The organism is Vibrio kasasachensis (assembly GCF_050337565.1).
In the GTDB taxonomy this organism is placed as follows: Bacteria; Pseudomonadota; Gammaproteobacteria; order Enterobacterales; family Vibrionaceae; genus Vibrio; species Vibrio kasasachensis.
Genome location: NZ_JAKJTB010000026.1, coordinates 22693 through 38615, shown reverse-complemented (window position 1 = coordinate 38615; position 15923 = coordinate 22693). Strand labels below are relative to the sequence as shown.

At 41.8% G+C, this 15923-nt stretch carries 16 protein-coding genes; 3 read left to right on the top strand and 13 right to left on the bottom strand.

Annotated features, from left to right (window positions below; all coding sequences use genetic code 11):
• The first annotated feature begins 20 nt into the window (after nt 1–20).
• Nucleotides 21–1727, top strand: a complete 1707-nt coding sequence (locus tag L4C38_RS19110) for an ABC transporter ATP-binding protein/permease (RefSeq protein WP_428799145.1) — start codon at nt 21–23, stop codon at nt 1725–1727.
• A 125-nt stretch (nt 1728–1852) separates the two neighbouring features.
• On the opposite strand, the gene L4C38_RS19105 is transcribed toward L4C38_RS19110, so the two are convergent.
• The 4 genes from L4C38_RS19105 to L4C38_RS19090 all read right to left on the bottom strand — a co-directional run bounded on the left by L4C38_RS19105 (nt 1853) and on the right by L4C38_RS19090 (nt 5425).
• Entirely contained in the window at nt 1853–2428 is a 576-nt protein-coding gene (locus L4C38_RS19105) for an NAD(P)H-dependent oxidoreductase (RefSeq protein ID WP_428799144.1), read from the bottom strand.
• 54 nt (nt 2429–2482) lie between these two features.
• Entirely contained in the window at nt 2483–2833 is a 351-nt protein-coding gene (locus L4C38_RS19100; RefSeq protein ID WP_428799143.1) for a MerR family transcriptional regulator, read from the bottom strand.
• Between the two features lie 244 nt (nt 2834–3077).
• A complete protein-coding gene (locus L4C38_RS19095; RefSeq protein ID WP_428799142.1) occupies nt 3078–4358 on the bottom strand; it encodes a DEAD/DEAH box helicase in 1281 nt (426 codons plus the stop codon).
• Between the two features lie 179 nt (nt 4359–4537).
• Nucleotides 4538–5425 (bottom strand): LysR family transcriptional regulator, encoded by an 888-nt coding sequence (locus tag L4C38_RS19090; RefSeq protein ID WP_428799141.1) that lies wholly within the window; start codon nt 5423–5425, stop codon nt 4538–4540.
• A gap of 138 nt (nt 5426–5563) precedes the next feature.
• Between L4C38_RS19090 and L4C38_RS19085 the strand changes: the two genes are divergently transcribed.
• Nucleotides 5564–6967, top strand: coding sequence for an MATE family efflux transporter (locus L4C38_RS19085; RefSeq protein WP_428799140.1), 1404 nt, complete (start codon nt 5564–5566; stop codon nt 6965–6967).
• Between the two features lie 489 nt (nt 6968–7456).
• Here the strand turns inward: L4C38_RS19085 and L4C38_RS19080 are convergent, their stop codons facing one another.
• Nucleotides 7457–7705 carry a DUF3297 family protein gene (locus L4C38_RS19080; protein ID WP_428799139.1) on the bottom strand — a complete coding sequence of 83 codons (249 nt, stop codon included), beginning with the start codon at nt 7703–7705 and terminating at the stop codon, nt 7457–7459.
• A gap of 318 nt (nt 7706–8023) precedes the next feature.
• Between L4C38_RS19080 and L4C38_RS19075 the strand changes: the two genes are divergently transcribed.
• Nucleotides 8024–8188 carry a hypothetical protein gene (locus L4C38_RS19075; RefSeq protein WP_428799138.1) on the top strand — a complete coding sequence of 55 codons (165 nt, stop codon included), beginning with the start codon at nt 8024–8026 and terminating at the stop codon, nt 8186–8188.
• A 63-nt stretch (nt 8189–8251) separates the two neighbouring features.
• Here the strand turns inward: L4C38_RS19075 and L4C38_RS19070 are convergent, their stop codons facing one another.
• Genes L4C38_RS19070 through L4C38_RS19035 form a run of 8 tightly spaced genes read right to left on the bottom strand, consistent with a single transcriptional unit; the run spans nt 8252 to nt 15906 of the window.
• Nucleotides 8252–8869: an OmpA family protein gene (locus L4C38_RS19070; RefSeq protein ID WP_428799137.1), complete on the bottom strand. Its 618-nt coding sequence runs from the start codon at nt 8867–8869 to the stop codon at nt 8252–8254.
• A gap of 13 nt (nt 8870–8882) precedes the next feature.
• A complete protein-coding gene (locus L4C38_RS19065) occupies nt 8883–10271 on the bottom strand; it encodes a TadE/TadG family type IV pilus assembly protein (protein WP_428799136.1) in 1389 nt (462 codons plus the stop codon).
• Nucleotides 10272–10273: 2 nt separating this feature from the next.
• On the bottom strand, nt 10274–10825 hold the full coding sequence (gene tadF / locus L4C38_RS19060; RefSeq protein ID WP_428799135.1) for a tight adherence pilus pseudopilin TadF: 552 nt from the start codon (nt 10823–10825) through the stop codon (nt 10274–10276).
• Nucleotides 10800–11333 carry a TadE/TadG family type IV pilus assembly protein gene (locus L4C38_RS19055; RefSeq protein WP_428799134.1) on the bottom strand — a complete coding sequence of 178 codons (534 nt, stop codon included), beginning with the start codon at nt 11331–11333 and terminating at the stop codon, nt 10800–10802. Before L4C38_RS19055 ends, tadF begins: the two co-directional genes overlap by 26 nt.
• 11 nt (nt 11334–11344) lie before the next feature.
• Nucleotides 11345–12820: a tetratricopeptide repeat protein gene (locus tag L4C38_RS19050; RefSeq protein WP_428799133.1), complete on the bottom strand. Its 1476-nt coding sequence runs from the start codon at nt 12818–12820 to the stop codon at nt 11345–11347.
• Complete coding sequence (locus L4C38_RS19045) at nt 12813–13700, bottom strand: type II secretion system F family protein (protein ID WP_428799132.1); 888 nt, start codon at nt 13698–13700, stop codon at nt 12813–12815. Before L4C38_RS19045 ends, L4C38_RS19050 begins: the two co-directional genes overlap by 8 nt.
• On the bottom strand, nt 13697–14617 hold the full coding sequence (locus L4C38_RS19040) for a type II secretion system F family protein (protein WP_428799131.1): 921 nt from the start codon (nt 14615–14617) through the stop codon (nt 13697–13699). Before L4C38_RS19040 ends, L4C38_RS19045 begins: the two co-directional genes overlap by 4 nt.
• Nucleotides 14617–15906: a TadA family conjugal transfer-associated ATPase gene (locus tag L4C38_RS19035; protein WP_428799130.1), complete on the bottom strand. Its 1290-nt coding sequence runs from the start codon at nt 15904–15906 to the stop codon at nt 14617–14619. Before L4C38_RS19035 ends, L4C38_RS19040 begins: the two co-directional genes overlap by 1 nt.
• Nucleotides 15907–15923: the final 17 nt, after the last annotated feature.

Below are 15923 nucleotides of genomic sequence, written 5' to 3'. Positions count from 1 at the left end.
TGAATAATGTCAGGGAATATATGTCTGTACTCAAACAATTTTCTGCTATTGCTAAGCCCTACTGGTTAAGTAGAGCGAGTGCAATAACGTGGTTGATCTTCTTCGCTACGGTACTCTTATCGTTGCTGCTCGTACAAGTAATGGTAAAACTCAACTTATGGAATAAGCAATTTTTCGATGCTCTCGCTGATCTAAACGGACCGTTGGTCTATAAGCTACTGCTCGATTTTATTGGTCTAGTTACCGTCATTGTCATAATGAAGGTGTACGCAAAATGGCTACAACAATGGGTAGAGATCCGTTGGCGAACATGGTTGACTGAATATTTTGTTAGCCGTTGGCTAGGTAAACAAAACTTTTATCATTTAACGCTAACTGAAGAGCCTGATAACCCAGACCAACGTATTGCTGAAGATATAAAACTGCTTACTACCGACACATTAGAGCTTATTCTTGGCTTGATAAAAAGCGTCGCGACACTGGCAGCTTTCAGCGTGATTCTCTGGAATCTTTCTAGTGATTTTCTCTTGCCCCTATCCGATGATGTAAAAATCTCGGGCTACTTGCTTTGGCTTGCCATTATTTATTCAATCTTAGGCGCGGGTGTTACTCATTTTTTTGGACGAAAACTCCACCGCCTTTTCTATCAACAGCAAAAGCGTGAAGCTCACTTCCGCGCACGGTTACTACGTAGCCGCGACAGTGCTGAGCAAATTGCGTTAATGGGTGGGCAGAGTCTTGAAAAAACACGGCTAGATGAGAGATTTCGCGATATCGCCACGAACTGGCAAGCGTTGATGGGACGTGAGAAAAAACTCGGCATTGTAGTAAACACCTACCACCAAATTGCGAAGATGGTACCCTACTTTGCTGCCATTCCTGCTTTAATGGCAAAAGCCATTACGGTTGGTGGCTTGTTCCAGGTAAAAATGGCATTTATGAAAGTGTACGCATCACTAAGCTGGTTCATTTTCCGATATGATGACCTCACCCGTTGGAGTGCAACTGTGGTTAGATTAGGTCAATTCCTTGAGGCTATGGATAAATGCGAAGCCTTAGCGACGGAGCAAAAAGTGCCTTTCCTTCCATCAGAAACCACTGGAGTAGCGTGCCATAGATTATCAATACAAAGACCAGATGGTCAGCCGTTGATTACCAATGTAAGCATGCAAATTAAAACGGGCGGGACATTGTTGATCCGCGGCGCTAGTGGGCTAGGCAAATCGACACTATTACGCACGCTTGCGGGGATCTGGCCGTTTTATCAAGGGCACTACCAACGACCGAGTCTTAATACACTTTTACTGCCACAAAAACCTTACTTGCCACAAAGCACACTTCGAGAGTGTCTGAGTTATCCACGGTCACCAATTGCTGATGATACCGTCTATCTTTCTGCCTTAGACCAAGTAGGGCTAAGCTCTCTTACGACTGAGTTAGATATTGAAGCTGAATGGCAGCAAAAACTGTCAGGCGGTGAGCAGCAGAAACTGGCATTGGCGCGCGCTTTAGTTCTAAAACCTGAAACTTTGATCTTAGATGAAGCAACCAGTAGTTTGGATGAACCTACCGCTCACGCTTTGATCAAGCAATTGCGTACAAGGTTACCGCACAGCACCATTTTAATGGTCAGCCATCAAAACCATCTTGTTGAATTATTTGAACGTGTTTTTGAGCTAAAAGCAAAAAATACACATTCTCTGTCAGCCCCAGCAATAGACTCATGATTTCAAATTCTGTCGAACTTACCTGACCAAATTTGGTAGGTTCGACAATAAAATAAATATGTTAGGGCTAATGATTGTCCACAAGAGTAATCAAGGATGCCATAGAGATGGTAATTAATTAGCGTCTAATCATTTTTCGCTAGTTTAAGCATTTTATTTTTCCATTTGTTTCTTTTATCTTCTGTTGAGTTCATTACCGGACCAATATAAGTCGTCGATATTTTTTTAAACCCACAAAACCCTAGAATGGTACGCTTTAATTGTTTATGTACAGGATTGCCTTGAAACCAACGGTAGTAAAATGGAGGCGTATCCATCGTTAATATGAGATCAGCCGTTTTACCTTTCAGGAGTTTCTCCGGCATTGATTTATTGGCGAGATATTTGAAAGCAAACCCTGGCAAAAATGTTCTATCAATTAGTCCTTTAAATTTGGCAGGCATTCCACCCCACCAAACTGGCAGAACAAATACAACATGGTCAGCCCATTTGACCAATTTCTGGAACTCGACCAAATCTGATTCTAAGTCTTGATTGGCGCTATAGCCACTGGTTAGATCAGGGTCAAACTTAAGCTCACTTAGAGATAGCTCTTTTACTTCATTGTATTGACTACTTTTTGCAGCATAGCTGCTCGCCAACTCACGGCATAAACTGTCTGATTTTGGGTTGCCATTAATAACTAATATCTGTTTACTCATCGTGTTCCTTCCCTATAGAAAGGCACAGCATAAACCTTGACCTCTGGGGAAGAGTCAATGACTATCTAAGCAATCTTGTATACTTTTCTGATACACTGTAATTCTTTTCTTCTGTGCTTGTAAAAATGCGATTTGGGCATCGACCTTATTTTGCTTATCGGCCAACAACTCCATGACCCGTAACCAGTCCAGCTCATTTTCCGCGACCACCAGTTTTTTTAAATCAGCCAAACTCACTCCAAGTGTTTGCGCCTCTTTAATGAGCTTTACAAATTCAATATCCCTTTCACTATAAGTACGGTAGCTGCCCTCTCTTTTTACATTCACTAATAACCCTAACGATTCATACAATCTGATTGCCTTAGGGCTTGCACCTGTACGTTTTGATATTTCACCAATATACAACTTACGACTCCATTAATGGCAAACGCCAATTATTCTTAATCTACTGCATCAAAATTCTATCGTATAACCTGAACTATCCACGAAAAATTAAACGAAACTACGTATTAGTTGCGATACAAGCCGTGATTGAAAAATTATTCCCTGTTGATATCTGAAACTTTAACGAAAAAAAGAGCGACACCTGATGGTATCGCTCTTTTCGTAAAATATTGACTCGCAAATGTGGCTCTTACTAGCCTGAGAATTACTTATTCTTTGCGCGAATCATTTTGAACAAACGGCTACGGCGTTCCGCTTCACCTTGGTTTGAGTCACTTGGGTTGTTCATACGTGATCTGCGGTTCTTAAATGCTGATTTTGAATGCATTTTATCCAGTAGCGCATCACGGCTTTTAGGTTCGTAACCTTCCAACTCTTTACGGTGAATACGTTGACCAATCAAAGACTCAACCTGTTGTAAAGTTAGTTCTTCTTCACGATTCACAAAAGAAACCGCGTTACCTTTTTGCCCTGCGCGACCTGTACGACCAATACGGTGTACATAATCTTCTGCCAAGAAAGGCATATCAAAGTTCACTACGTGTGGCAGGTTTTGAATATCCAAACCTCGCGCTGCAACATCAGTCGCAATCATCACACGAGCCTTGCCTTCTTTAAACTCATCCAACGCACGACGACGCGCACTTTGAGCTTTGTCACCATGGCATAGCACCGCTTTAATACCGTCGAGCTTCAACTCTTTAAGCAGTTCGTTCGCTGTTTCTTTATAGTTAACGAACACCAGTACTTGCTTCCAGTTTTTACGACCAATAAGCTCAGACAACAGCTCGCGTTTGCGTTCTTGCTCTACCGGATAAACAACGTGGGCAATCGTATCGGCTGTAACGTTTTCACGAGAGATCGCAATTCGTTTTGGTTGGCGAAGGATCTGTCCCGCTAGCGTATTCATTTGCGTCGAGAAAGTCGCAGAGAAAAGCATGGTTTGTGGTTTTGTAGTCACGCCTGACATGATTTTTTCAATCGCTGAGATGAAGCCCATATCGAGCATGCGGTCAGCTTCATCGAATACTAAGAACTCTAGGTTAGCTAATGAGACGTTTTTCAGCTCTAGGTGCTCAATGAGTCGACCTGGTGTCGCGACTAATATATCAACACCCTGTACAAGTGTTTTCTCTTGAGATGACATCTTAGCGCCACCATAGATAGCAACCGTTTTTAGCTCAGTGTATTTGGTGTAATCTTGAATATTCTGTGCAATTTGAGCGGCTAGCTCACGCGTTGGTGCCAAGATAACGGCACGTGCTTGATAACGATTTGAAGTTTTTGGCTTATCCAAAATATTTTGCACAATCGGCAATGCAAACGCTGCTGTTTTACCGGTACCCGTTTGGGCATTAGCTAGGATGTCGTGCCCACGACGAGCCAACGGAATCGCCTTTTGCTGAACTGGAGTTAACTTCTCGTAACCACATTCAGTAAGTGCTTTAACGATTTCTGGTGAAAAATTTTGTGAGGCAAATGACATTTTTTGTTCCTAAAACTACCGGGGAATGCCAAAAATAAGCATTACCGAAAACACGGTCGCTGATTATAGAGCAAGAATGATGATGTTGGGACTTATTTTGAAAAATAGTTGTAGTTGACGCCCCAATAACCGAAAGGTTATGAATAAACGCTAATTTCTATCTTTGTCAGCACTCATCATCACAGCACTGATTGAGATAATTCCACTATCCAGTTTATCGTGTCAGAAAAGACCTTTTTATTGTCTTTACCGATAGAAAAATACACATTCAAGCTGATAAGTTTACTATCACTAAGCTCTTTAGGTCTAATTTCAAACAGCTCTCCCGTTTTGAGATAGTCTCGCATGTATTCTTCAGGCATCGCCGCCCAACCATTGAGTTTAATTAGCTCACAAAGCAAATCGTTGTTGCTGACAACCTGCATCTTGGGTGACACCTTAACGTAACCCACGTCCATCATGAGAAAATTCTCGGTGATGTACTGGGTTTCATTTTGCAGATGAGCGACGGTAATACAATCGTTTTCCAGTAGTGGTGAATCTTTCCCTACATAACACTTTAAGTGCAGTGGACCTAAGTTAACCCAAGTCACGTCTGCTTCCGAAAACACCATCTCCCGATTCGGCATCAAGGCAAAATCAGCGTTGCCTTGCTGTAACATATCTAACGCTTCTTGCCTTGTACGGTGCAGCCAATTAACCGATATCATCGGATATTGAGTCCGCATTCGCTGCTCAACCTTCGCCATTAATTTCAAGGGTACGATGACATCATAAACAACATTAATCGTATGAATGTCACTTTCATACATTGCTTGGCTATAGCAAAACAGCTCCCGATTCTGCTTTTCGACCACTTTAGCGTGAAAGTAAAGTTGCTCAGCTTTATCGCTCGGTACGGCTTTTCTTCCATTAATCGTAAACAATGAGTAACCCAACGTATCTTCATATGCTAAGACTTGCTCTCGCACCGTTGTGCGTGACTTCCCCAAGCGCTTCGACGCTGAGCTGTAAGAACCGAGTTCATAAACGGCTATAAATGCATTGAGTTGCTCTAAAGTATGCATACTAGTGAGACCCTGTTTATCTCGCCATGTTTGGTTGTACGGCGAACATTTGAACGTAATACCCTATCATATGTGACTTTTTATAGTGTAAAGATCACTTCATAATCACTCAATTGATTATAAACACATGGCGAAACTATGCCGCTATCTAGTTCGTTAAAGCATCGCCCTTCATTATTCGAATTTATTGACAAAGCTTTATTGAAAAGCTTAATCAGCGTCGCCATCCCTGTCACAGTGCAAACTGTCTTATTCTCCAGTAAAGGGGTTATCGATGTAATCATGCTTGGTCAATTGACCGAGTTCGATGTCGCCGCAGCTGGCATTGCGAGCAAAATTTTGTTTGTGCTCACCATAATACTTTCAGGTATTGCGACTGGTGGAGCTATGTTGGCAGCGCAACACTTCGGAGCCAACGATGAAAACGGCATAAAAAGAAGTATTGGCTTAACGTGGTTTGTCAGCAGCCTAGTCATACTAGTAACCTTACTACTGCTATTCTATTTTGCACCTTTCATTGTTCAACTTGCTAGCCAAGAATCCGATATCATAGCGCTTGCCAAAACTTACTTACACTACGCAGCCCCTTCACTATTTTTCATGGCCTACCAAAGTAGTATTGCTGCGGGGTTGAGATCCATCCACCAAGCCTCTACCGCAACTGTTTTCTCTGCGATCGGTATTGCTCTCAATATTGCTTTTAACTGGGTTCTTATTTTTGGTTTGTTTGGACTTCCGGCTTTAGGCGTTAAGGGAGCAGCTATTGGTACAACGTTAGCGGCAATCTGTGAGACTATTTTATTACTGCTCTATCTAAAATTTCGTAGGCACTTATTAGATTTAAATCTGTATGAGGTCATCACTTCACTCGATATAAAGCAACTAAAGCATTTTGGTCAATTAACTATCCCCACTAGCTGTAACTTTCTTCTTTGGGCGCTGGGAGTGTTTACCTATACAGCAATAATGGGTAGTACAAGTACACAAGGGCTAGTGGTCCTTACGATCATATCGCCTATCGAAGCGTTTTCCCTTAGCTTTCTAACGGGTATCGCTAATGCATCGGCGGTGGTGGTTGGTAATAATTTGGGTGCGAAGGATTACCACCGAGCCTATTACCAATCCATCTTTTTCGTTCTAATTGCGTTAGCCTGTAATGCCTTAGTCGCGTTGCTATTGTATTGGAATATGACCAATATTTTGCCTTGGTTCTCTGCATTAAGCCCTGACACGATTGAGCTGGCGCAGTCGTTTTATCTCATTTTGTGCTTTGGTATTGTGGTGCGCTCATTACCAACCATTATGGTGGTAGGCGTTCTACGATCTGGCGGTGACGTAAAATTTTGCCTTTATCAAGATTTACTGACTCAGTGGCTGTTTGGTATTCCAATTGCGGCTATCTGCGCGATCTGGCTAAAACTCCCCCCTGACATCATCTTTATTGTGTTTTTCTTAGAAGCTGTATTTAAGTGGATTTCTTGTTTATATCGCTTTAAATCCAAAAAATGGATGAACAACCTACTTTCTGAATCTAAATTGTAATTTTTTAAGGCTTTATTATGAATTTTCTTTCTAATTATGAAACCTACGGAATAGCGTTAGCACTAGTAGCGTTTGTGCTGCTCTATGTTTATTTTCACTACAAGTATATCCGCCATCACGCTTTACATAAACGATTTCTAACCGCTCTATGGGCGCTCATGAAAAATACGATACACGGTGAGCACATTCGCACGCTGGGTTATAAAGAAGAAAAACAGCAATCAGATAAGGAAGAGATAAGTCATAAATGCTAACTATGGCGAGTTGAAGAACCGATTGGGCAATCTTATTGCGCTATAGGTTTCTGAAACAACGAATGGATACAGCTATCAAGGCACCCGAACTCGCAAAGATCTGCGTGAGAAGAGTAAAATAAAAAGGACCAGGATCATCTCAGGGTCCTTTTAGGATAGGCGTACTCTGAATGACAAACCAACTCGATAGTATGGCTGAATTAACCAACAACACTCGAATTATGGTTTGTTAAACCTAGCAGTAGTAAGCTTCAACTGTGCCTTTTAGCGTCATCAACAACGGCTGGCCACGGCGGTCTAGCGCTTTGTGCGCAGCCACTTTTACCCAACCTTCACTGATGCAGTATTCTTCAACATCAGTACGCTCTTTACCATTAAGGCGGATACCGATCTGGTGCTCAAAAACTTCTGCCACATAATGTGGGCTACGAGGGTTACCTGAAAGGTGGTCTGGCAAAGTTGGTAGCGATTTAGTGTCGTTCATGTTCATGACCTGTAATAAATGAAAACGCGCCATTCTAGTGAATATAAGCTCAAGCCTCAAGAACTTCGTCTGCCAAGTAGGTATTGATTCAAAAGCCTAATAGAAGAATCAATCGAAGAGTGGTAACTCGATGTTCAAGCCATCACACCAAATGCCCCCATCACCTCTGTAATGGGGCTTACTTAAATATGAATTAGGAAAACTAATCTAGACAAGGAAAAAATATTTTATATTAGAACGCTGATTTTTATTGATCACTATCACATTGTGAGTAAAATGCCCCCCGTATTTTGAAGCATAACCACATAGGTAGAGAAAATGAACTCAGCACTTCTATCAATATTGGACACTGAAAAATCAACTACAGTAGATGAAGCATCAAAGCCTTCAACATCTACTCTAGGCGAAATCGCAACGCTAACAAGCATGTTCCTAGCGACTTCTGCCGTAGTTTTGTTACTGACCCTAACATGGGTACTGTAACCAGCCTTTCAAGGATTTGAAAACTAGCGATACTCCCTGAGTATCGCTTGATACAAACATCAATTAGTGGCTTCTCACTTCAACACGTCGATTCAATTTTCGACCTTCTGCGCTATTATTAGACGCTATCGGATTTTTTTCACCGTAGCTTACTGCTTCGATATTCTGTTGATCTACACTGTTATCTTGCAAGAAATCTTGTACTGACATTGCGCGCTTCATTCCTAATGAGAAGTTATAACCATCACTGCCTATTGAGTCGGTATGCCCTTCGAGTAAGATACTTTTCTCTGCGCTGCGCAATTGTTCTAACATGGTATCAAGAATAGCAACCGACGTCGGTGTCAGTCTATCGCTATCAAAAGCAAAATAGACACGCCCATTCATCGGGTTATGCTGTCCTTGAGAAACGAAATATTCAGTACATTCTGACGAAATACCAATATTCACCATTTCAGCTTTAAGTAGTTGCTCTGTAGGCTCGGGACCATCTGATTCAATGCGCATCATGCCGCCTTGTAATATTGATACACTGGTAGATGGATCAATATTAACTTGCTGTTTCACGCTGACATTGGAATGACCACACACACTGACTAATTTATTATTTTCAACAGCGATCGCCGAAGCTGATAATAAAATCACACCGATACTTAATATCGTTTTAATTTGAGTTTTCATACAATTCCTAACATTATTTAAGATGCCCGATTTCTTCTTCTTTGGAAATCAGAGACAACAGTCTCTTTTCTATCTCTTCTTTATCATCTGCGTAGAGAATATTTCCAGCCCCGACACAATCATCCAAGGCTTTGTTGGTATCGCCTGCCTTATAGTCAAAACCAATTAAATACAGCTGTACTTCCTCGCCATTTTTGGATAACCCAGTCCTAATTTTGTCACACAATAAATGTGGACTACCAATAAGTGTTTTACCTATTGTTTGGTAGGAGTCATAACCATCCTCCCCAGGGTCGCCAGAGACAAGCCTTCCTGAAGGATATTTAGTGGTAGGGGCTTTTCCGTCTGTAAGCTTGCCTGTTGGAGCGGTAGATTCTGTGTCTTTACCGTCAGAAAGAATGACCAGCAATCGCTTACGATTAAGCCCTTGCTTAAGAAATTTGTAGCCTTCGATCAAACCTTGATATGAGGCGGTCATGGACTTAGGTTCAAATTTTTCAATATTCGAATTAAAGGTAGGGATTTCATCCGTCAGGGCAATACTATAAAAAGTAGCTGAGTAATTATTTTTTGTATCAGGGCAGACTTCGCTATCAATAGCTGTTTCTATATTGGTGATCATTTTCGCGTAGTCTACAGCTTTACCGTTAAAGCGGGTGCGCTCAACATTCCACACATCACCATCTGCAACCTTCTGACAATCTCCTCCCGCCTTCTTCTTTCTATATACAAAGTGGTCGTAGGGCGTAATACCAACAGTGCTGTTTTGAGCAAGGGTTGAGTTTTTATTGTATTCATCCAGTTTGTTTGCAATTGTTTTGATCGTGTCGGCGAGTTGTGTATATTTTTTTTTGCCATTCCATTCATTATCCATGGAACCAGAGAAATCAGCCACAAACATTACATCAATGGGGCTGCCGCTCCGATATCTTTTTGCGGTACTTAACCCGGCGACTTCAATTTTGTCACCAAATCCAACAATCGCGCTATTTCCAGGAAACCAAGTATCAAACTTAAATGACGCTTGGATTTGATACTGGGAATATTGTTGCGTACTCGTTGAACAGTCTTTACTGCAGCCCGTACTCGTTATCTTCAAGTTAGTGAGTTTGTCGGGGCCAGTAATGCCCGCATCAGGAAAGTAAGCTGAGATAAAATCCGCCGCGATTGTTCTATTGACTGAACTGCCGTGGTTAGCAGGTATCCCCTTGTCGACCTTGTTTTTATCAGCATGAGCCGAAATAGCCAACGCCGCTACTTCGGTCGCATCTTGCAAGCGCGCCTTTTGCTGCAGCGCTCTTGAGCCATCAGTACCCAACATAAAAACGCCAAATAAAACTGGAACGATCATAGCAAACAATATAGAGGCATGCCCCTTTTGATAACGATTATTATTACTCATCATTATCTCCCTATCATGATTGCATCAGATTCGACCCGGGTAAATTGCGTACCCAACAAGTCACCAATCCAATTCGACGTTTCATAACATAAGGTAACTCGGTACAGCGTAGTGCGCCGCTTCCAGGTCGTTGTTTTAGATAAATGTTTCATCGTATCTAAGGATTTATCATTATTGCAACTCACTACCGCTGCGCCAGCAGGAAACTTGCTATAGGTTGAGTTTTCTTTGGCGTCGAATGTTACGGCTTCAATCTTATAGCCAAGCTTGTTTTTATCGAATTGACTCACTGTGCGACGCAGTGAGCCTTTCGCGATCTTAACTATCGTAGTCACATCTGCTTCCGACAAAACGTAATCCTTACCATACAACTGAGTTCGCTCTTTAAGAACGTTTACTAAAGAATAAGACAGCCGGTCCAACTTGCCTTTATAGGACAGTTTAATAATCACATCAGCACTAAAAACAAATAACAAGCTAAAAACCAAACCGATGATTGCGAACTCAACGGTAAATACACCGCGCTGTCTAATACTTGAATTGATCACGTTCATACTCCTGTATTACGATCACTTCACGTGAAAACAACTGGCTCGAATTAATGAAATAATTAAACATTGGCTGATAGTCATAGTTAATGCGATAAACTGCGATAGAACTATCTGCCGATGTACCGCATTCACTTTGTGTTTCCCCTTTACCCAAAGGGCAATAATTATCCTTTAAGTTTTCTAGCTCCAGCGGGGTTTTTAGAAACTGTATCGAGAACCTAAATTTTGATGGATCAACAAATTTTGCCCACAAAGAATCCGTGTCGTTGAGGGCTTGCTTAAAACGATCTGAATAATTCTTTAAGCATCCATCGACCTCACAGGTTGAGTCAACAGAGTCCTCCAAACGAGATGCCCTTGATGACTCACTCACAGCTAGATCAGAAACCGCAGAAACATAAGACATGTAGCTCACCTCAACCCACGCCATACAAATCCACCAGAACAGCATGAATCCCATTACAAATTCAATTGCTGCTACGCCACCTTGTTTCTTTTTACGTCGCATCATTTGCTACTCCACTAGACCTCGGGTTGTACCGCTACCGGTTCCACACTAGTAGGGTCAATAACTACCGGCTCTAAAGCAATTGGTTCCAAAGTCCTTGACTCCGAAGCAAGAGGCTCTATAACTGAAGGTTCTAGATCTACTGATTTAGAAACTTCTGGTTCTGAAAACTCAGGAGCGACAACCGTAGGTTCTATAGCTACTAATTCGGAAGCCTCTGGCTCGATAACTACGGGTTCTACGGCAACTAATTCTGAAACGTCCGACTCGATAACTATAGGTTCTATAGCAACTTGTTCTGAAGTCTCTAACTCGATAGCTAGAGCGTCTATAGCTGCTTGTTCTGAAGTCTCTAGCTCGATAACAACGGGGTCGATAGCAACTAATTCTGAAGTCTCTGGCTCGATAGCTACAGCGTCTATAGCTGCTTGTTCTGAAGTCTCTAGCTCGATAACAACGGGTTCGATAGCAACTAGTTCTGAAGTCTCTGGCTCGATAGCTACAGCGTCTATAGCTGCTTGTTCTGAAGTCTCTGGCTCGATAACTACAGCTTCTACACTCCCAGATCCTATAACTACGGACTGTGAAGTGTTCGGCTCAATTACAGCTGTTTCGAAAACCATCGGCTCTGAGATGACAGACTCGGTAACCGGAAAGTCTAATGAGACCGGATTAGAAGCAACAGGTACTATAACTGCTGGCTCCATTACGATTGGATCTATAATCACATCATCATTTTGCTCTATTACTTGAAAAGAACTGTCACGCAAAGCCCTGTATATTTGGTCTTTTTGTACTGTCGATAAAGTAGAATCTAATCCATCAAAAACATACTCACGTTGCCCATTCTTGGCCATAATCAACATCAAATTCGCTTGTAATTGCTTATCTATATTAGGCTCACCGGCAAGGGACAATAAACGTTGTAAGGCCTGAGTTCGGTCACCTTCCAGCATATCCACTAACGCGAGGTTATTTTTTATTTTCATATCATCATAAAAGTTGCTTCTGGCTAATTCGAACATGCTTCTAGCCTGAACAAGTTTCCCTTGTTCTGCATACACAATCCCGAGCAAGTTCACTACTTCACCATTTTGGGGGGCTAGTTGGTGAGCTCGTTCTAACAACGTTTTAGCTATTTTATGCTGACCTAAATCAATATGAGCCCAGCCTGCAATCACGGCGCTTTCTATTGAGAATTTTTTCGATGTTAGCAATGGCTCTATGGTAAACAGTGCCGACTCAGCATCGAAATTGGACAAATATACTTGCGCCAATTTTAAGCGATATGCTTCGGATTCTTTTTCTTTCAATTGTGTTTTGTAAAACTCAATTAACCTACCATTGTTATTAGCAGCTTCTAATAGCTTCTCTTGGGTATCCAAATTCATCTCAACAGACGGTGATGATGAGTTGCTTCCGTTTGCAGCACAGCCTTGCAATAGCAGAAGCAAAGCCACGCTTACTAATTGCTTATTTATATTAGACATTAGACATCATCCTCATAACGCCAGGAACAGCGATTAGAATTACAATAGGGATCATGATGAACAAAATCAGAGGAACAGACATTTTTGCCGCCAGCTTACCGATCCGCTCTTCCACTACTAGCATCGTCACCTGACGAATGTCTGACGACAAGGTAGTTAACGTTTGATAAATAGATGATCCATACCGTAGACTTTGCTTTAAGGTCATGACGAAACTGCGCATTTCTGAAGTTGGAATATGGTCATAAGCTTCATCTAATGCTTTATCCATTCCTACAATTTGATTCCGCTCTTTAATGCGCTCTAACAACCTTGCGAGCTTAGGGTCAAAGCTTTGCATTTCTTCTGCTAAATAACCCATTGACGCTTCAATCGTCATACCAGTCTGTACACAGACCGCCAACAGATCAATAACGTACGGTAACTGACGAGTAATTTTTGCTCGGTATGCTTTGACTCTAATATCCAAAATCATATCGGGAACTATTAACGTCAATATCACCCAAAATGAAAGTAAACCTATCAATAAAATTGTTTCAAGAGACCCATAACTAAGTACACCAATAACACCACACCCAATGAATAAAACGGCGTACTTTATCGGCAGGTATAGATGGGCATATTTGAGAGATTCGGCACCGGCACTTGTCAGCTTTCTATTGATTGCCGTTTCATTCACCGCAAAAGCACTCGGGACGATAGCATCGATCCAATCAAGGAGCTTCTCTGGTTTTTGTTCCTTATCTCTCTTTTTCTCGCCTTCTGTGGCGAGATATTTTTCAAAATACTTCTGATTTTTTTCTGTTTTCAACGATGCGATGAACAGCAAAATCCCAAAAACAATAAAGAGCAAAGCGATTACAACAGAGTGACTGATCATGCTTCCACCCCTTTCATTAACTTCCAAACAATAGAGATGCCAATAAACTCACTAATCAGAACATAATAGAGAATGTAGCGACCGGCAGGGTCAAACATTACATACTCATAGTTTTCTGGGCTCAGAAACTGAAGTAGCCACAAAAATATAAATGGGATAGCTGCGACAATCTTGGCTGACGCTCTTGCTTCTGCTGTTAACGCATACTTTTTCTTATCCACAGCTCGAGCATCAAACATCAAGCGGTTAAGTCGCGACATCACTTCTTTAAGTTGACCACCACGCTGTAAATTGGCGCGCATAGTAATGACAAAGAAATGAAATGGTGGATAAGGGAAGCGTTTAGATGCTTTCCTAAACACAGCTTCAGGTGCTTCTCCCATTTGTAGGCGCTCTCCCATCAACTTAAATTCTTTACCAACTTCGCAATGCAACGCACTACCAACATAGATAATCGCGTGCATCAAACTTTCACCTGAACTAATTGCACTGGTGAGCATGTTAAGCGCATCGGGAAATGCTTCATCAAATTGTGTACGTTCTCGTTTCTGTAGCCACCCATATCCGAAATACAAGCCAGCACATTCGACTAAAAAGAAGATCAACCAAGGATCGCCACGCACGAAACTATGATTTAGATAAATTGAGAGAAAACCGAGTAAAATAACTGCAATAGTGAATTTTAAAGGCGCACCAACCCCTAACTGGCGATTTGTGTCCTTAACCAAACGTGAAAATTTTTGCTCCAATGTTTCATCACGCAATGAATTTAGATTGATTGCACTGCCCAGCTTAATAGATCCAACAAGTTTGCTATTGTTAGCTTGTTTCAAATAACGCGCGGCTGATTTTTTATGTTCTACCCTAGCAAGATAAACAAACAATAACCCACCAATGATCAAGCTAAGCCATGCCATTATCGCTCTCCCTTAAACCCGAAAACGGCATTGAGATTACTTTCCAGACCAAAAAAACGTGCTTTATCAACCAAAACAGAACGCTTCATTAAACCAGCCGAAATAAAATCTCCCGTTATTTTGTTGTCATCATCATGCCCAAATGACGCTTCAAAACGGAATATCTCTTCCATGACAACATTCTTCCCTTCTAAGCCAAAAACTTCCGTGATACTCATTACTTTCCGAGAGCCGTCATGTAGGCGACTAATTTGTATGACCAAATCTACTGCGCTCACTATGGTGCGCCGAATTGCCTCAAGTGGTAAATTACTGTTTGCCATCATTACCATAGCCTCAACACGAGCCAGTGCATCTCTCGGGGTATTGGCATGTAAAGTAGACATAGAGCCGTCATGCCCAGTGTTCATCGCTTGGAGCATTTCAAATGCTTCACTACTTCGGCACTCCCCGACTATGATTCTATCGGGACGCATCCTTAATGAGTTAATCACCAACTCACGCTGTGTTATAGCGCCTGTACCTTCAATGCCTGACGTCCGAGTTTCCAATCGCACTACATGAGGTTGTAACAAACGCAATTCCGCCGCATCTTCAATAGTGACAATTCGCTCCGTTTCTGAAACAAACTGAGACAATGCATTTAGCATTGTTGTCTTACCCGACCCCGTACCACCTGAAATCAAAATGTTAAGCCGGCATCGAGCGGCGATCATCAACACTTTTGCCATATCAGGGCTCATCGCCCCGAATCCTACCAACTGTTCGAAATCGATACTCTGCTTTTTAAATTTACGAATTGATACTGCAGTACCGTCAATGGCAATCGGAGGAATAACAATATTGACACGGCTACCATCTTGAAGACGCGCATCACAAGTTGGAGATGAATCATCAACGCGGCGACCAACGCGTGCAGCAATTCGTTTGGCTATTTGCAGCAACTGCTCTTCGTCTATAAATGTGATCGCAGAGTTTTCAACCAAACCATTTCGTTCGATAAACACATTATCATGACCATTGATCATAATATCTGTAATGCTTTCATCATCCATCAAAGGCTGCAAAGGACCGAGACCGAGCAATTCATCAATTATATTTTTGACGTACTCACGCCTAACTACCGTTGCTACCGAGTAATCATGACGCTCTATGAGTACATCGATAGCCTTAGTAATCTGCTCTGTTAGTTGCTCTCGAGTCAGCGTATTAACTACATCTGCTTCAAGTGCGTCGTAGATCTGTTTTCTTAACGAAACAAAAATATTACGCGATTGGGTTTGAATCATGGTTTTCTCCTACCCCA